Raw genomic sequence first — 14187 nt, 5'->3', positions numbered from 1 at the left:
TGTGCTGCTCACCTTCGGACACGGCACCGCGGGACGGGACCGGCTCACCGGCCTCCTGCGCCAGGCCGGGGTCGAGTCCGTGGTGGACGTACGCACCGCGCCCGGCAGCCGCCGCAACCCGGACGTGTCCCGGCAGCGGCTCGCCGAGTGGCTGCCGGACAGCGGGATCGGCTACCGGTGGGAACCGGCGCTCGGCGGATTCCGCAAGCTCCCCGCCGACAGCCCCGACACCGTCTGGCGCAACGCCTCCTTCCGCGGCTACGCCGCCCACACCCGCTCCCCGGACTTCGTCGCGGCCATCGACCGGGTGCTGGGCGAGGCGGCGGACGTCCGTACGGCCGTGATGTGCAGCGAGGCGGTGTGGTGGCGCTGCCACCGCCGCCTCATCGCCGACTTCGCGGTCCTGGCCCGCGGGGTACCGGCCGGGCACCTGATGCACGACGGACGGCTGAGCCGCCATGTCCCGACGGCCGGGGTGCGGCTGCGCGAGGACGGCCTCCTCGTCTACGACGACCTCACCGCGGCGGCCCGCGGCGGACGGAGCACCCCCTGACACCGCCCGCGCTCAGCGCGCCGTCGTCAGGTCCCCGGTGACCGGCACGCCCGGCTGCCCGGCGTTGCTGACCACGGCCAGGCGCGGGCCTGCCGGGCCGGGCTGCCACTGGCCACCCACCAGGGGCAGCAGGGCGACGTTCGGGGTTGGGGTCGGCCGTCACGGACAGGGGTTGGTGGGCCGTCTCCAGCAGGGCGTGGGGCAGCCCGAGGGGCTGCAGCCAGGGAGCGCCGGTGGCCTCCTGGTAGGCGGCGGCGAGCTCGGCGCACGTGGTGCCGTCCAGGCTGGAGCGGTAGGGAGGGCCGGGGCTCCAGTACACCAGGGTCGCCACCCGCGCCGCGGCGAGCTCGCCGCGCACGTCGGCGGCGGTCGCGGTGTGGGCGCGGGGGTAGGCCAGCCAGCGCGAACAAGGGCCGGTGGCGTCGGCCCAGCCGCTCGGCGAGCGCCCGCCCGCCGAAGACATGCTGTGTGACCGGCGTGGTCAACCGCAGCGGGTACCAGTCCACCAGAGCGCTCCCTGTCACAGAATCGGCTGCGCCGGTGCGTGCCCCTGGCCCGCCGCCCGAAACGGCGCGCGGGCGCCCTTGCCCGCCCGGCGCCGGTACCCGCCCGTGGTGGCCAGGAACTTCCGCGCGGGATCCGATCGTTCTGCGTGTGGCACACCATGTCCGGTGTGGCCTGATGGGCGAGCGACGAGGGGCGAGCACCCATGGCGATCTGGGACCGGATCAAGGAACAGGCCAAGGGCCTGCAGCAGTCGCAGGGCACGGGCGGCCCCGCGGGCGCGGGGCACGGCCGGCCGGCCGGCCGGGGGTCGCGCGCCCAGCTGGTGAGTGTGCTGAAGTCGCAGCTCGGCTCCCTGAAGAACGAGCTGAAGAGCGGGGCCTACCGCGACGCCAGCATGGCGATGTGCGCACTGGTGGCCGCCGCCGACGGCCAGGTCGATCCGGCCGAGACGCAGCACGTCGAGTCGGTGATCCTGGGCAACGACGTCCTGAAGAACTTCCCGCCGGAGCAGTTGCGCGAGCGGTTCAACCGGCACGTGAACCAGCTCATGAGCAACTTCCCGGCCGGGAAGAACGAAGCGCTCCAGGTGCTGGCCAAGGCCGCGAAGAACCCGACGGAGGCCCGGGCGGTGGTGCAGACCGGCATCGTCATCGCGGGAGCCGACGGCCACTTCTCCCAGGCCGAGGCCTCCGTCATCCGGGAGGCCTGCGGCGTGCTGGGCGTGTCCCCGGCCGAGTTCGGCCTGTGAGGCGGTGAGGACGCCGTGTCAGACGTCGGCGGAGGCATGCGGGCCCCGGGCGGCGAGGCCGGTGCGCACTGCTGTTCCCTTGAGCGGGGTGATCTCCTCGGGTCAGGGTCCTTGCCGGATCGTCCGGTGTGACGGGGAGGACGCGTGGAGCTGCGGGACATCGAGATCTTTCTGACGCTGGCGGAGGAGCTGCACTTCGGCCGGACGGCCGAGCGCCTGCACATCTCGCAGGCCCGGGTCAGCCAGGCCATCGCCAAACAGGAACGCCGCATCGGCGCCGCGCTGTTCGAGCGGACCAGCCGCCGGGTCGAGCTGACCCCGCTGGGCGCGCGGCTGCACGAGGACCTCAAGGCCGGCTACGAGCGGATCCGCGAGGGCGTGGAGTCCGCGAGACAGCGAGCCCGGGGTGAACGGGGTGCGCTGCGGCTGGGCATCTTCGGTCCCAACGCCCACGACCTCGCACCGGTCACCCGGCTGTTCCAGGAGCGGTTCCCCTCCTCCCGTCTCTCCTTCCACGAGGTCGGGTTCAGGGACCCGTTCGGACTGCTGCGCGCCGGGGACGTCGATCTGCAGACCTGCTGGCTGCCCGTGCGGGAGCCCGATCTGACCGTGGGCCCGGTGGTCATCGAGGGACCGCTGTCGCTGATGATCGCCGACACCCATCCGCTGGCCGGCCGGGAGAGCGTGCGCCTGGAGGACCTCGGCGACTGCGTCCTTCCGGCGATCCCCGCACCGGCGCCCGGCTACTGGGTGGGGGCGCTGGAGCCGTTCCACACGCCGAGCGGGCGGCCGATCCCCCGGGGGCCGGTGGTCACGACGTTCCAGGAGGTGGAGGGTTTCGTCCTCTCCGAAGGCCTGGCCGCCGTCGTGCACGCCGACGGGCCCCGCTACTACCCGCGCCCCGGCATCGTCTATCTGCCGATCGAGGACGCCGAGCCCGGCCGGTGGGCGCTGATCTGGCGTACCGGGACCGAGACCGAGCTGTTGCGGGCCTACGTCCAGGCCGCCGAGGACGTCCGCGGGACGCGACCGCCGCGCGACGCCCTCAGCCGGGCGGGGGCGAGCCCTGCCGGGCCGGAGCCGACCCCAGAGTGTCCAGCACGGTGACCAGGGCGGCCTCCTGGTAGGCGAAGTGCCGCTCCAGCCGGCCGATGAGCAGGTCGAGTTCGGCCAGGAGCCCGCAGGGGTCGCCGGCCTCCAGCCGCTCCAGCCGGTCGGCGATGTCCGAGCGCAGGCGTGTGACGACACGGTGCTCCTTGCGCAGCCGGGCCAGCGCGGGCGGCAGGCCGGGGAACGTCTGCTCCGCGGCGGGCAGGGCGCGCCCGTTCCGGCTGTCGTGGAGCACCTGGCAGTGGCCCAGCCAGTGGTCGCGCAGGTCCTTCAGCACATCCGGGACGACGTCGTCCGCCGCCGGCCGCTCCCCGCGTCCCGCGACGAACGCGGCGGCCCGCTCGCGCAGGTCGCCGATCTCCCGGCGCAGCCAGGCCTGCACCCCGGCCGGCTCCCGGCCGGGTCCGTGCACCGCCCGCGCGCGGTCCGCGTCCTCGGCCCGCGGTGCGTCACCGGGTATCCGGGACTCGGGCGCGCAGCGCGTCATCCCTCGCTCCCGCCCTGCCGCGGACCCGCCTGCGGGGAGGAGCCGCCGGCACACGTGAAGGCGTCGGCCTCGACGCGCGGGTCGGTGACCAGGGGCCTGGGCAGGACCACAGGCTCGTGCTCCGGCAGCGGGTGCAGCACGGTCGGGTCGGCAATCGCGGGCATGGCCCTCACGATCCCCCGCCCGGGCGGAGTGATCAACGGCGGTTTCCGGAACGATCCATAACCCCAGGCTTATCGAGGCCCCCTGCTGCGGCACGCGACCGGCACGAGGTGGGCACGACGGTGGTCGACGGATGCCTCGTGCACGAACGGTGACCCCGGGATACCCGCCCACGGCCCGCCGCGGGAACCGATCAGGAGACGGCGTCGTCCTCGCGGTCCGGCCGCACCCCGCCGCTCGCCCGCGCCCGCGACGACGCGTTCCGGGTCACCGAGTCGAAGATCATGCCGAACAGCGTCCAGGCGGTCGCGTCACCCAGCGGGCCCGGCGCCGTCCCCCGGTCCGTGGCCGCGGGGTGCCCGGAGCCGGAGGCCGGCCCGGGCGTGCCGGGGGAGAGCAGGTCGGCCCAGGGGAACACGTCGGCGGGCACCTTTTTCCTCCGTAGGTCACGGCGACACCGGCGCACCACGCCGGCATGTGCTGCCCTGCGGGGGAGTGCAGGGGCCGCGGCGGCCACGCCATCCCCCGGTACGGGCTTCGCCGACCGTGCCACGCGCGGGGCACGCCCCTTCCGTGCGCGCGCCGCACGGCGGCCGTTCTCTCACCCGTACGGACCCATCCCGGCGGGCTTTCCGCCCGCGCGGGCGGCACGCTGGCGATGTGAGCCACGGGAGGCTCCTGCCGCCCGCAGGCGAATGCGGCGTGGTCCCCGCAGCATGGTGCTCGGTGGCCGGCCACACGATCTCGCTCGACGGCAGCCGCCTCCCCCGCGCGGTGGACAGCCGCCCAGTCCTTCCTCAGGGAGCCCCACATGGCAGTGATGACGGAGGAACTCGTACCGGTCCTGGAGGACGCCCGGCAGGCGCACTCCGCCGTCCTCGACCGGTTCCGGGCCGATGCGACGGTCACCCCGCCGGGCCCGCACCGGCAGCTGCTCGAACGCCGGGCCGCCGAGCTGCAAAGGACCCTGCAGCGCCTGGAACGGCAAAAACGCGCCCTGGACTCCCGGGGCGTCCTGGGCACGGCCGCCGGTGTCACCCGTTCGGTCTCCCGGGGAGCCGTGCGCACGGCGATGCTGCCCCTGACCCTCGGGTCGGTCGTCGTACGGGGCGTACTGCCCGGCGGCGGCCCGGCCGACCCGCGCCGAGTGATGAGGAACGCCGAGGACGAGTACGCGATGGCGGCGCGGGCACTGGCCGCCTGCCGGGCCGGAGAGGCTCTCGCGGAGCAGATGGACCACCAGCCCACCGCCGATCTGCTGGCCGCGGTACGCCGCCAGGACGAGGAACTCCTGCGCGAACTGGAGGACAGCCTCACCGCACAGGCCCGCGCCGTCGCCGCGGCCCGCAACGGCCACGGCCCGGGCGCGAACGGCGACGGCCGACCGGGCGGGGCAGCCGCGCAGACGGTGTGGACCGCCCTCGACCGGGCCCGCGACGTCGCCCGCAGCGGCGTGCGCCGCGTCCGGGGCGCGGCCGAGGGCGCGCGGCGGGAGATGCCCGAGCCCAGCCCCATCGCCGAGGAGGTCCTCGGAGCGGTCAGGCGGGAGGAGGACCTGCCGGTCCCCGGCTTCAGCCAGCTCAGCACGGAACAGATCGAAAGGCGGCTGCCCACGCTCTCCCAGCTGGACCTGACGGTGATCGAGGGCTACGAGCGCGCCCACGCCCGCCGCAAGAAGGTGCTGGACGCCATCCAGCGGCTGCGCTCGGCCGAGCCGTGGACCGGCTACGACGCCATGGGCCCGGCCGAGATCACCGCCGGCCTCGAGGACGCCCCCAGCGGCGTGGCCCGGCAGGTGCTGGAGTACGAACGGCGCCACCGGCAGCGCCCGGAGGTCGTCTCCGCCGCGAAGGCACGCCTGACGGCCTGACCGGCAGCACCCTGTCCGTCCCGCCCGTCGGCCCCGGCGCACGCCAGCGCCGGGGCCGGGCTCGTACAGACAACACTCAGAGCCCGGGCCCGGGCGGTTCCCCGGACCCGGGCGCCTGCTCAGCCCCGGGCGGCTGCTGCGCTGCGGTGGCGTCCAGGATCGTGCGGGCGACCAGGTCGGCCGCGTCCAGCATCGGCACATGACCGCAGTCGGGCAGCGGAACCAGACGGGCGTTCGGGATCATGGCGCGTACGCGTTCCGCCTGCCGGGGCGGCAGCAGACGGTCGTGCGTGCCCCAGGCGATGGTCACCGGCACATCGGGGATGTCACCGGTGAACAGCCCCGGTGCCCGCCCGGCCTTCAAGGTCGCCTCGAACCCCGCCGACTCCCGCAGCGTGCGCAGCGCCGCCGCCACCGCGTGCGGCGGGCACGCCTCCCACCGGCCGTACAGCGTGCCGGTCAGCACCGCCCGGGCGGGCGCGGTCCGGACGAGCGCCTCCAGCGCCGGCTGGGGCAGCAGCCGCACCCACTGGCGCGCCGTGCTCACCACGGCGTAGGCGTAGCGGCGTTCGGCGTCGGTCCAGAAACCGGCCGGCGCCAGCGCGGTCACGCTGCGGGCCAGCCCGGCCTGGCCGAGACGCAGGGCGATCAGCCCGCCCAGCGAGTGACCCACCACGTGCGGCCGCTCCACGCCCAGGGCCGCGAACACCGACCCCAGCCAGGCGACGGCCGTCTCCAGGTCACGGGGCACGGCCGGGTCCAGGTCGGGGGACTGGCCGAACCCCGGCAGATCCATCGCGATGACCTCGCGCTGCCCGGTGATCAACGGCACGACCGGGTCCCAGGCCAGCCGGTGGGAGCCCAGCCCGTGCAGCAGCACCACGGGTTCCCCGGCGCCCTGCCGCTCGTACGCCACCGTCACGGACCCGAGATCTCCGGCCCGGCCGTGGACGAACCAGGCGGTGCGCGGCTCGACGACGACATGGCCGCGCTCACCGCCGGACTCCGTGGCGGTCCGCCACCGCGGCAGCGGCCCGCCGAGCAGCAGGCCCCGCAGGTCGGCCGCGGCCTGTCCGACCCGGCCACCGCCGCGGCCGGCCGCCGAAACGAGCGCAGTTATCCAGGCCATCGCCGAACACCTCACCCGTGACGCACTCCGTCCCAGGACGAAGCTCAGGCACCTCGCTGTAACAGCAGACACAGAACGAGTCGCGGGTATTCCCGGCACCCAGCGGCACCGGGAGCGCGCTCGCCGCTCGCTGTTCAGGACGTCCGGGAGGCCATGGCCTCCTGGAACGCCTTCATGCACGGAAAGCAGTGCTTGTCCGTGGATGCCTGCTCACCGGGATCGGGCTCCTTGCGTTTGCGCACCCCGCACAGCGTCAGGGTCTTGTCGGTCGTCAGCACGTGCCACATCGGTTGTCCCGAGGTGTCCGTGCCGCACCACATCTCGTGCATCGTCAGCTCCCTCCGGGGGACGGGAGGTCGCTCCCATCCCAGCACGCACGGGACGGGCCGGCGTCCCAGGGCGGCCGTACGGGTGACACGGAGGGCGCGGGGAGGCACGAGGGGGTCACGGAACCGGCGTCACGGAACCGGCGTCACCGGGCGCAGCCGACGTCCAGGACTTCGATGACCTCGCCGTGGCGGGTGTAGACGAGCCAGCACCACTCGCCGAACGCGGCGGCCAGATCCGAGGCCCGCATGCCACGATCCTGCGCGACCGCCTCGATGAGGGTGATGATCTCCTCGTGCACGTCGTCCGGGACGTCGAACAACACGTTGGCGGCCCGTTGGACCAGTTCGACTCTCATGTCGCCCCCCACGGACGGCAGGAGCAGCAGGCCGCGGAGCTGTTCCTCTCCGCGCGGGCGTGTGGACGCCTGTGACCGAGTGACTCCTGACCAGCATAGGTCCCCGCAGGTCGGGACGGAGGTTCTTACCGAAATTTAAATAGGCTGCCTATATAGGTTGGTGATATGAATCCTGGTGTGGACGAGACGGAGCCCGAGGACATCGCCGCCGCGCTGGCCGAGATCGCCGGGGCCGTGGCCCGGAGCCTGACGGACCGTCGGGGGATGAGTTTCACGACCGCCGCCACGCTGAGCCGGCTGGAGCGGGAAGGCCCCCTCCGGGTGACCGCGCTGGCCGCGGCGGAAGGGGTCGCCCAGCCGTCGATGACCCAGCTCGTCCAGCGGCTGGAGACCCAGGGCCTGGCCACCCGGGTCGGCGACCCCGCCGACGGCCGGGTCACCCTGGTCGCCCTCACGGACGCCGGCCGTGAGGTGCTGGCCGAGCGCAGACGGGCGAGGAACGACACGCTGGTCCGTCTCCTGGCCGCCCTGTCCGAGGAGGAGCGCCGCGCGCTGGGCTCGGCGATGCGCACGGCGCTGCCGCTCGTCCGGCGGATGGCCGGAGAGCCGGCCCCGCCCGGCGGCCCTCGGCCCGAGACGGCCTGAACAGCAAGGCACCGGAGGGAGAGCGGCCGATGGCCACCGAGGAAGCACACCGCACAACCGGAGCACGCGGCGCGTGGAGCGGCGCCGACCACCCCCGCTACAAGTGGGTGGCACTCACCAACACCACACTCGGCATCCTGCTCGCGACCGTGAACAGCTCGATCGTGCTGATCTCCCTGCCGGGCATCTTCACCGGCATCCGGCTCGACCCCCTCCAGCCGGCCAACGTCAGCTACCTGCTGTGGATGCTGATGGGGTACATGCTCGTCACCGCCGTGCTGGTGGTCGCCCTCGGCCGGCTCGGCGACATGTGGGGCCGGGTCCGCATCTACAACGCCGGATTCCTGATCTTCACCCTGACCTCGGTGATCCTCTCCCTCGACCCCTTCCACGGGGCGGGCGGGGCGCTGTGGCTGATCGGCTGGCGGATCGCGCAGGCGCTCGGCGGCGCCATGCTGATGGCCAACTCCGCGGCCATCCTCACCGACGCCTTCCCGGCCCGGCAGCGCGGCATGGCCCTCGGCGTCAACATGGTCGCGGGCATCGCCGGGTCGTTCCTCGGCCTGGTGCTGGGCGGAGCCCTGGTGACATGGAACTGGCGCTCGGTGTTCTGGGTCAACGTGCCGATCGGCCTGCTGGGCACCGTGTGGGCGTACAAGTCGCTGCACGAGACGGGCGTCCGCACCCCGGGCCGGATGGACTGGTGGGGCAACCTCACCTTCGCCGTCGGCCTGACCGCGCTGCTCGCCGGCATCACCTACGGCATCCAGCCGTACGGCGGCCACACCATGGGCTGGACCAACCCCTGGGTGCTGGCCGGGCTGACCGGCGGCGTGGCCGTCCTGGGCGTCTTCTGCCTGGTCGAGGCGAAGGCCGCCGAGCCGATGTTCCCGCTGCGCCTGTTCCGCGACGCCGCCTTCGCGGGCGGCAACGCGGCCGCCCTGCTGGGCGCCGTCGCCCGCGGCGGGCTGCAGTTCATGCTCATCATCTGGCTGCAGGGCATCTGGCTGCCGCTGCACGGCTACGACTACGCCGACACCCCGCTGTGGGCCGGGATCTACATGCTCCCGCTGACCGTCGGCTTCCTCGCCGCCGGGCCGCTCGCGGGACACCTGTCCGACAAGTACGGCGCGCGGTTGTTCGCGGCCGCCGGGTTCGCGGTGATGGCCGTCTCCTTCGCCGGACTGCTCGCCCTGCCCACCGACTTCGACTACCGGCTCTTCGCGCTGCTGATCTTCCTCAACGGCCTCGGCGGGGGCCTGTTCGCCGCCCCCAACACCTCGATCATCATGTCCAGCGTGCCGGCCGAGGCCCGCGGCGCCGCCTCCGGTATGCGCGCCACCTTCCAGAACGCCGGCATGGTGCTGTCCATGGGCGTCTTCTTCTCGCTCATGGTCGCCGGGCTCTCCGGCTCCCTGCCCGAGACGCTCACCTCGGGGCTCACCGCCCAGGGCGTCCCGGCCGGCGCCGCCCACACCGTCGCCCGACTCCCGCCCGTCGGCGTCCTGTTCGCCGCCTTCCTCGGCTACAACCCCATCCAGCACCTGCTCGGCGCCCCCCTCCTGGACCGGCTCCCGGCCGCGCACGCCGCGCACCTGACGGGGCGGGAGTTTTTCCCGCACCTCATCTCGCCGCCCTTCCACGACGGCCTGGTGGTGGTCTTCTCCCTGGCGATCGCGATGTCCCTGGCCGCCGCGGCCGCCTCCCTGATCCGCGGGCGCACCCGGCAGGAACCCCCCGCCGCCGACCGCCGCCCCGGGCCGGTACCCGAGGACCGGCCCCGCGCGGACTTCCGGCCTCATCACCCTTGAGCCCGCGCGCCCTGCGCGGCCTCTCCCGCGCACCGTGGACGGAAAGCGCCCGTCCCCGCGCCGCCCCGCCCCCGCCTACTCGCACTCGGCGAGCGGCGGCTGCGCCCCGGCGGCACCGGTGGCACCGGTGGTCCCCGCGGCCTCCCAGGGGCGCGGTCCGGTGCCGTCCGCCCAGGCCAGCAGGGCCTGCCGGTCCACACACACGATCCCGCACCGTGCGGCGTACTCGGCCGCCGGTGCGGTGAAGTCGCTGGTGGTGACCAGCACGGCGACATCGGCCTCGTGCACGGTGAAGCAGGTGCCGCCGAAGCGCTGCAACTCCTGGGAACCGACCCGATGGGAGTCGCCGTACCGCTTGCACTGGATGACGACCCGGCGTCCGTCGGGAGCCACGGCCACCACATCGGCGCCCAAGTCCCCGGCTCCGCCCACCACTTCGACCGCCGAGCAACCGTCGCGTGCGCACAGCTCGGCGACCGCCGCCTCGAACTCCTCCGGGTCCAGGGCGTCGTAGTCGACGACGACCTCCTCGGCGGGACGCTGACGGGGCAGCACCGCCGTGCGCGGAGGATCCAGCTCGGCGGCGGCCTCCCGCGCCGCCTCGTCGAGCGCGGCGGCGGCCCGGCGCGCCGCTCTCGCCACATGCAGCCGGCGCCGCAGGGCCACGAAGCCGGCGACGCCCACGAGCACCAGCACGCCCACCCAGACGGGACGCCGCTCCACGGCACCGGCCACCGTACGCGCCAGGAAACCCAGCAGGATCAGGATCAGCGCGAGAAAGGTGAAGAACAGGGCGGTCGAGCGGAAGTCGAAGGTACGCCGGGCAGGTGTGGCCACGGTGATGACCCCCCTCACAGGATCGACGGAACGTACCGTGATCGTCTGCCCGAGATCAGCCGTCTCACCGGTGCCGTGAGCCTTCCGACCCGCCCGGTGGTCAGGCTCGCTGCCCGCCGTCTGCGGTGTTCCAGGGCCAGTCGGCGAGAGTGGTGTGCATCTGCCGGGCGGCGGTGGAGAGTCGACTGCCGGCGACTCGGTGCAGGGTCAGGGTCCGGCGGCAGGCAGGGTCGTCGATGCCGATCCAGGCTCCGGGTGCGCTGATGTCGGCGCCGCGCGCCATGGCCGGGATGAGGGTGAGGCCGATCCCGGCGCTGACCAGGCCGGCGAGGGCGGCCGGCTCATCGCCCTCGCAGACGATGCGCGGGCTCAGGTTGCGTCCGGCGAAGAGCAGGTCGAGCAGGCGGCGTTGCCAGTGGCCGGGCCGTGAGATGACGAAGGGCTCCTCGCGCAGCTCTTCGACCTTGACGCAGGTGCGGGAGGCGAGCCGGTGGCCGGGCGGCGCGGCCAGCCATACCGGCTCGTCGTGCAGCCGCACACTGTCCAGCCCCTCACCCAGGATCGGCTGGGAGGCGACGCACAGGTCGACCTCGCGAGCGTTCAGGGCACGGTGCATGTCCGCGGCCGGCATCTGGTGGAGTTCGACGTCGATGTCGGGGTGGGCGTCCTTGTACGCGGCCAGGGGGCCGGTGATGGTCAGGAACGTCTCCGAGGCCAGCCGCACACCGCCGACGCCCTCGCGGGCCGCCTCCGCCACAGCGCGGCGCCCCGCTTGCAGCTCACCCAGTGAGCGCTCGACGTGATCGCGGAAGAGCCGCCCCGACTCGTTGAGCCGGAGACGGCCGGCCCGATCGAACAGCGGCGCGCCGAGTTCGGACTCCAGTCGTGCGATGGTGCGGCTCAACGACGGCTGAGCGATACGCAGTTCCCTGGCCGCTCGGCTCAGGTGCTCCAGCCGTGCGACCACGAGGAACTGCTCGAGTGCATGCAGATCCATCGCCGCCCTCTCCTCTCATAGCGCCGCGAGCATAGCGGCATAGCAATATTGATCTTTGACGTGATCACGTGTCAGGTATGACGGTGTGAGGCGTGACCACCACTGATGAACAGCCACCAACAGCTCTGTCACGCAAGGGAGGTGGCGGCCGACTGTTCCGTTTCGCGGTGACAGTGCACACGGTCGCGGCCTTCGGCCAGCCGGTCTTCGCGGGTGTCTACCTCACCGGGGAGATCGGTGGCCTCGACTGGCACGCCCGCGGCGCCGACGCCGTGTTCACCCTCGGACTGCTCCAAGCGGCCGCCGGCGTCGCGGCCTCGCTGCGGATGCGCCGCCTGTGGCCGACAGCGGTGTCGGTGCTGATCGTGACGGCCGAGACGGTGCAGTACATGGCGGGGTTGTCCGGCCTGCTGTGGGTCCACCTGCCCCTGGGTGTGATGATCATCGCGGCGTTGGCCGTGCTGACCGCCGCGGTCTGGCTACTGCCCATTCCGAGCCGCGCCCCGGCCGACCGGGCCGACGAGGCGGGCGCACCGCGGCGGGACGAGACCCATGTCTGAGCGACCTGGACGCATCCGTCACGACGGCCGGCGCAGCGCGCAGTGGAGCCGCCGCCGCGTGCTCGGACTCGGCGGCGCGCTGGGGCTGGCCACGGCGGGTGGCCTGGCACTGTCCGGCGCCATGGCCCACCGTCCGGCGAGCACCGGCACCCAACTGCGCAGCGCCGTGCCGCTGCCCGAGCCGTACACCGTGCCGCTGCCCGTCCCGCCCGTCCTGCGACCGGCCGCCACCTCGGGGAGCGCCGACCGGTACGAGATCACCCAGCGCCAGGTGTCCGCAGAGATCCTGCCCGGGATCCGAACGGGGCTGTGGACGTACCACGGCACCTTCCCCGGCCCGACGATCGAGTCCCGCCGGGGACGTCCGATCACCGTGGTGCACCGCAACGAGCTGCCCGTTCCGACCGTGGTGCATCTGCATGGCGGGCACACCCCGGCCGCCTCCGACGGTTACCCCACCGACCTCGTCCTCCCGCACGGCCGGCCCGACCCCGCGGCGCACCACCGGCACTCCTCCGGCGCACACGCCATGGCCGATCCCCGCGCCGTCACCAGCCGGGGCATGCGCGAGTACACCTTCCCGATGGACCAGCGTGCCGCGATGCTCTGGTACCACGACCACCGCATGGACTTCACCGCCCCGGCGATCTGGCGCGGTCTGGCCGGGATGCACATCATCCGCGACGACATCGAGGACGCCCTCGACCTGCCCCGCGGAGAACGCGAACTCCCCCTGATGATCGCCGACCGGTCGTTCGCCTCCGACGGCTCTCTGACCTACCCGTCCCTCGACCCCGCACTGCGTGACCGGCCCGGTGTGAAGGCGCCCTACGCCGCCGGCGTGCTCGGCGACGTCATCCTGGTCAACGGCGCCCCCTGGCCGGTCCACGAGGTCGGCACATCCTCCTACCGGCTGCGGCTGCTGAACGCATCCAACGCCCGCCACTACGCGCTGCAGGCCGTCACCGACGACGGACGCCGTCTGGACCTGGTGCAGATCGGTGCCGACCAAGGCCTGCTCGCCGTCCCCGTCACCCACACCACTCTGCCGATCGCACCGGCGGAACGCTACGACGTGGTCGTCGATTTCTCGGACCTGCCAACCGGGAGCCGGGTACGCCTGGTCAACCTGCTCGGCACCGGAGGCACCCGCGAGGTGATGGCCTTCCGTATCGCGCGCCGCGCCCGGAACCACAGTCGCATCCCCGCATCCCTCGCCGACGACCTGCCGGCCTGGCGGCGCTCTGAGGCGACCGCCGTGCGGGACTTCGCCTTCCGCGCCGGACACATGGAACACGGTCGCGGCTGGGTCATCGGCGGGCGCGCCTTCGACCCCTCGCGCACCGACGTCCGCACCCGGCTCGGGGCCGTGGAGGTATGGCGATTGGTCGCCGACGTCCACCACCCCGTCCACCTCCACCTGGTCGGATTCCGGGTGCTGGCCCGCGGCGGGCGCGCGCCTCTGCCGCATGATGCCGGGCTGAAGGACACCATTTCGCTCCGTCCGGGCGAATCGGCGGAGATCATCACCCGCTTCACCGGCTACCGCGGCCGATACCTCTTCCACTGCCACAACGCCGAACACGAGGACATGGGAATGATGGCCAATCTCGACATCACCTGAGCTTCGTACGCGTGCCGTACGGTGAACGAGCGCGGAACGTACGCCTTCATGGGCTAGGGTCTCGGACCGGAGGTGCCGCATGTCCGAGTTGTTCGACGCCGTCGACGCCCTGGTCGCGTCCCGCGCCCCCCTGCCCCCGCCGGAGGAGCGCAGGCGACTGCGCAAGGCTCACGGCCTGACGGTCGAGGAGGTGGCCGCGGCGCTGAAGGTGCGGCGTGCCACGGTGAGCGGCTGGGAGGCGGGCAAGACCGAGCCGCGCCCCCCGGAACGCGACGCGTACGCCCGGCTGCTGAACAGGCTCGCGGAGCTCTATCCCGCCCCCAGCGGCCCGCCCGCGGCCACTTCGGGACCGGACCCGCGCAGCACCGCGCCCGCGCACCCGGCGGCCGACGCGGCGCCGACCGCTTCCGAGGCCGCCCTCCCGCGCCCCGCCGCTGCCGCCTCGCCTGCCGCCCCTCTCGC

17 protein-coding genes and 1 pseudogene are annotated in these 14187 nt (G+C 73.6%); 9 read left to right on the top strand and 9 right to left on the bottom strand.

Annotated features, from left to right (window positions below):
* The first annotated feature begins 1 nt into the window (after nt 1).
* Nucleotides 2-553 (top strand): DUF488 domain-containing protein, encoded by a 552-nt coding sequence (locus AB0K80_RS32735; RefSeq protein WP_365675989.1) that lies wholly within the window; start codon nt 2-4, stop codon nt 551-553.
* Here AB0K80_RS32735 and AB0K80_RS32730 read toward each other — a convergent pair.
* Nucleotides 516-1016 carry a hypothetical protein gene (locus AB0K80_RS32730; protein ID WP_365675988.1) on the bottom strand — a complete coding sequence of 167 codons (501 nt, stop codon included), beginning with the start codon at nt 1014-1016 and terminating at the stop codon, nt 516-518. The two genes, AB0K80_RS32735 and AB0K80_RS32730, sit on opposite strands and share 38 nt — an antisense overlap.
* A 246-nt stretch (nt 1017-1262) precedes the next feature.
* Here AB0K80_RS32730 and AB0K80_RS32725 point away from each other — a divergent pair, with 246 nt between their 5' ends.
* Together AB0K80_RS32725 and AB0K80_RS32720 are read left to right on the top strand one after the other, a co-directional pair.
* The gene (locus AB0K80_RS32725; protein ID WP_365675986.1) at nt 1263-1808 is read left to right on the top strand and encodes a TerB family tellurite resistance protein; all 546 of its coding nucleotides are present in this window, start codon (nt 1263-1265) and stop codon (nt 1806-1808) included.
* A 144-nt stretch (nt 1809-1952) separates the two neighbouring features.
* Nucleotides 1953-2915 (top strand): LysR family transcriptional regulator, encoded by a 963-nt coding sequence (locus tag AB0K80_RS32720; RefSeq protein ID WP_365675984.1) that lies wholly within the window; start codon nt 1953-1955, stop codon nt 2913-2915.
* Here AB0K80_RS32720 and AB0K80_RS32715 read toward each other — a convergent pair.
* The 3 genes and pseudogenes from AB0K80_RS32715 to AB0K80_RS32705 all read right to left on the bottom strand — a co-directional run bounded on the left by AB0K80_RS32715 (nt 2854) and on the right by AB0K80_RS32705 (nt 3997).
* Nucleotides 2854-3405: a hypothetical protein gene (locus AB0K80_RS32715; RefSeq protein ID WP_365675982.1), complete on the bottom strand. Its 552-nt coding sequence runs from the start codon at nt 3403-3405 to the stop codon at nt 2854-2856. The two genes, AB0K80_RS32720 and AB0K80_RS32715, sit on opposite strands and share 62 nt — an antisense overlap.
* 68 nt (nt 3406-3473) lie before the next feature.
* Nucleotides 3474-3569: pseudogene (locus AB0K80_RS32710) on the bottom strand (antibiotic acetyltransferase); the annotation flags it as partial.
* Between the two features lie 191 nt (nt 3570-3760).
* Nucleotides 3761-3997 (bottom strand): hypothetical protein, encoded by a 237-nt coding sequence (locus tag AB0K80_RS32705; protein WP_365675980.1) that lies wholly within the window; start codon nt 3995-3997, stop codon nt 3761-3763.
* A 381-nt stretch (nt 3998-4378) separates the two neighbouring features.
* Between AB0K80_RS32705 and AB0K80_RS32700 the strand changes: the two genes are divergently transcribed.
* The gene (locus tag AB0K80_RS32700) at nt 4379-5437 is read left to right on the top strand and encodes a hypothetical protein (RefSeq protein WP_365675978.1); all 1059 of its coding nucleotides are present in this window, start codon (nt 4379-4381) and stop codon (nt 5435-5437) included.
* A gap of 76 nt (nt 5438-5513) precedes the next feature.
* Here the strand turns inward: AB0K80_RS32700 and AB0K80_RS32695 are convergent, their stop codons facing one another.
* From AB0K80_RS32695 to AB0K80_RS32685, 3 genes are all read right to left on the bottom strand, one after another.
* The gene (locus AB0K80_RS32695) at nt 5514-6566 is read right to left on the bottom strand and encodes an alpha/beta fold hydrolase (RefSeq protein ID WP_365675976.1); all 1053 of its coding nucleotides are present in this window, start codon (nt 6564-6566) and stop codon (nt 5514-5516) included.
* Nucleotides 6567-6700: 134 nt separating this feature from the next.
* On the bottom strand, nt 6701-6895 hold the full coding sequence (locus AB0K80_RS32690; protein ID WP_365675974.1) for a hypothetical protein: 195 nt from the start codon (nt 6893-6895) through the stop codon (nt 6701-6703).
* 143 nt (nt 6896-7038) lie between these two features.
* Nucleotides 7039-7251 carry a hypothetical protein gene (locus AB0K80_RS32685; protein WP_365675973.1) on the bottom strand — a complete coding sequence of 71 codons (213 nt, stop codon included), beginning with the start codon at nt 7249-7251 and terminating at the stop codon, nt 7039-7041.
* A gap of 177 nt (nt 7252-7428) precedes the next feature.
* On the opposite strand from AB0K80_RS32685, the gene AB0K80_RS32680 reads away from it, so the two are divergent.
* Both AB0K80_RS32680 and AB0K80_RS32675 read left to right on the top strand, forming a co-directional pair.
* Nucleotides 7429-7896 (top strand): MarR family transcriptional regulator, encoded by a 468-nt coding sequence (locus AB0K80_RS32680; protein WP_365675971.1) that lies wholly within the window; start codon nt 7429-7431, stop codon nt 7894-7896.
* Nucleotides 7897-7925: 29 nt separating this feature from the next.
* Nucleotides 7926-9707, top strand: a complete 1782-nt coding sequence (locus AB0K80_RS32675) for an MFS transporter (RefSeq protein ID WP_365675969.1) — start codon at nt 7926-7928, stop codon at nt 9705-9707.
* Between the two features lie 75 nt (nt 9708-9782).
* On the opposite strand, the gene AB0K80_RS32670 is transcribed toward AB0K80_RS32675, so the two are convergent.
* Nucleotides 9783-10544, bottom strand: a complete 762-nt coding sequence (locus AB0K80_RS32670) for a restriction endonuclease (RefSeq protein ID WP_365675967.1) — start codon at nt 10542-10544, stop codon at nt 9783-9785.
* Between the two features lie 100 nt (nt 10545-10644).
* Nucleotides 10645-11541 (bottom strand): LysR family transcriptional regulator, encoded by an 897-nt coding sequence (locus AB0K80_RS32665; RefSeq protein WP_365675965.1) that lies wholly within the window; start codon nt 11539-11541, stop codon nt 10645-10647.
* Nucleotides 11542-11708: 167 nt separating this feature from the next.
* Here AB0K80_RS32665 and AB0K80_RS32660 point away from each other — a divergent pair, with 167 nt between their 5' ends.
* The 3 genes from AB0K80_RS32660 to AB0K80_RS32650 all read left to right on the top strand — a co-directional run.
* A complete protein-coding gene (locus tag AB0K80_RS32660; protein ID WP_365675964.1) occupies nt 11709-12101 on the top strand; it encodes a hypothetical protein in 393 nt (130 codons plus the stop codon).
* The gene (locus AB0K80_RS32655; protein WP_365675962.1) at nt 12094-13725 is read left to right on the top strand and encodes a multicopper oxidase domain-containing protein; all 1632 of its coding nucleotides are present in this window, start codon (nt 12094-12096) and stop codon (nt 13723-13725) included. The genes AB0K80_RS32660 and AB0K80_RS32655 overlap by 8 nt, the downstream gene beginning before the upstream one ends.
* Before the next feature lie 79 nt (nt 13726-13804).
* On the top strand, nt 13805-14187 hold a 383-nt coding region (locus AB0K80_RS32650), incomplete at its 3' end, for a helix-turn-helix transcriptional regulator (protein ID WP_365675960.1).

The organism is Streptomyces sp. NPDC052682, assembly GCF_040678435.1.
Classification (GTDB): domain Bacteria; phylum Actinomycetota; class Actinomycetes; order Streptomycetales; family Streptomycetaceae; genus Streptomyces.
The sequence above is the reverse complement of the archived record's forward strand: the minus strand, read 5'-3'. Positions and strand labels throughout refer to the sequence as shown.

Excerpts from the sequence above, each read along its gene's own strand:
- AB0K80_RS32730 (WP_365675988.1), bottom strand. The coding sequence starts at position 1,016 with ATGTCTTCGGCGGGCGGGCGCTCGCCGAGCGGCTGGGCCGACGCCACC.
- AB0K80_RS32725 (WP_365675986.1), top strand. The coding sequence starts at position 1,263 with ATGGCGATCTGGGACCGGATCAAGGAACAGGCCAAGGGCCTGCAGCAG.
- AB0K80_RS32715 (WP_365675982.1), bottom strand. The coding sequence starts at position 3,405 with ATGACGCGCTGCGCGCCCGAGTCCCGGATACCCGGTGACGCACCGCGG.
- AB0K80_RS32700 (WP_365675978.1), top strand. The coding sequence starts at position 4,379 with ATGGCAGTGATGACGGAGGAACTCGTACCGGTCCTGGAGGACGCCCGG.
- AB0K80_RS32695 (WP_365675976.1), bottom strand. The coding sequence starts at position 6,566 with ATGGCCTGGATAACTGCGCTCGTTTCGGCGGCCGGCCGCGGCGGTGGC.
- AB0K80_RS32690 (WP_365675974.1), bottom strand. The coding sequence starts at position 6,895 with ATGCACGAGATGTGGTGCGGCACGGACACCTCGGGACAACCGATGTGG.
- AB0K80_RS32685 (WP_365675973.1), bottom strand. The coding sequence starts at position 7,251 with ATGAGAGTCGAACTGGTCCAACGGGCCGCCAACGTGTTGTTCGACGTC.
- AB0K80_RS32675 (WP_365675969.1), top strand. The coding sequence starts at position 7,926 with ATGGCCACCGAGGAAGCACACCGCACAACCGGAGCACGCGGCGCGTGG.
- AB0K80_RS32665 (WP_365675965.1), bottom strand. The coding sequence starts at position 11,541 with ATGGATCTGCATGCACTCGAGCAGTTCCTCGTGGTCGCACGGCTGGAG.
- AB0K80_RS32655 (WP_365675962.1), top strand. The coding sequence starts at position 12,094 with ATGTCTGAGCGACCTGGACGCATCCGTCACGACGGCCGGCGCAGCGCG.